This window comes from Sinomonas cellulolyticus, assembly GCF_014656475.1.
GTDB lineage: Bacteria > Actinomycetota > Actinomycetes > Actinomycetales > Micrococcaceae > Sinomonas > Sinomonas cellulolyticus.
The window spans coordinates 1-641 of sequence record NZ_BNCM01000043.1; the positions used below are offsets into that span (position 1 = coordinate 1).

2 protein-coding genes are annotated in these 641 nt (G+C 66.8%); one reads left to right on the forward strand and one right to left on the reverse strand.

Features of this window, described 5'->3' with window-relative positions; translation table 11 throughout:
- On the forward strand, positions 1–304 hold a 304-nt coding region (locus IE231_RS18130), incomplete at its 5' end, for a hypothetical protein (protein WP_201896895.1).
- Here IE231_RS18130 and IE231_RS18135 read toward each other — a convergent pair.
- Positions 288–641 (reverse strand): cupin domain-containing protein (locus IE231_RS18135; RefSeq protein WP_189695392.1); only part of this gene is annotated, 354 nt, incomplete at its 5' end. The genes IE231_RS18130 and IE231_RS18135 overlap by 17 nt on opposite strands.

Consider the following 641-nt stretch of genomic DNA (forward strand, 5'->3'; position numbering starts at 1 on the left):
ACCCATCCTCACAGGACTGCGAGCCCCTTCCATCCCAAGGGGACCACGCTCAAAGTCGAAGACCCTCCTTGACTCGGCTGCCCAGGAGACGTCCGAGCGTCACCTCGAGCCGCTGCTCGGAGGAGGCCTCGTAGCGGAGAAGGCAGGCGTCTTCCGCATCACGGATCTGGGCCGGGAAGAGCTGAAGGGCGCCCGCGAGACGGTCCAGGGGATCAGGGACATCAGCGTCCGGGGGCTCGAGGACGGTGACTACGAGCGAGTGCTGCGAACGCTCGAGGCGATGATCGTCAACCTCTCGGCGTGATGCCCAGACCCGGCTTGCGCTGGTGCACTGAGCGGTACCGCAGGCCCTCCTCACCGGCCGTGAACCTCCGCCGTGAACGGCGGGGGAGCCACACGAGGTCACCGGGGGACAGGGAGACGTCGCCGGCGTCGGTGCCCAGCACGCCGTCGCCGGCGAGGACGTGCAGCAGGACATCGAGTGCCGGGCCGATGTGCTCTTCGATGGTGCCGCCAGGCGGCAGGGCGATCACATTCGAGTCCAAGTCCCTTGTGCCCATGGTGAGCTTCCATACGGGGTCTTCCACTTTGGGCGTGGTGGCGGTGTTCAGCATGCTGTCTGGGCTGCCGTGTACAAGAGT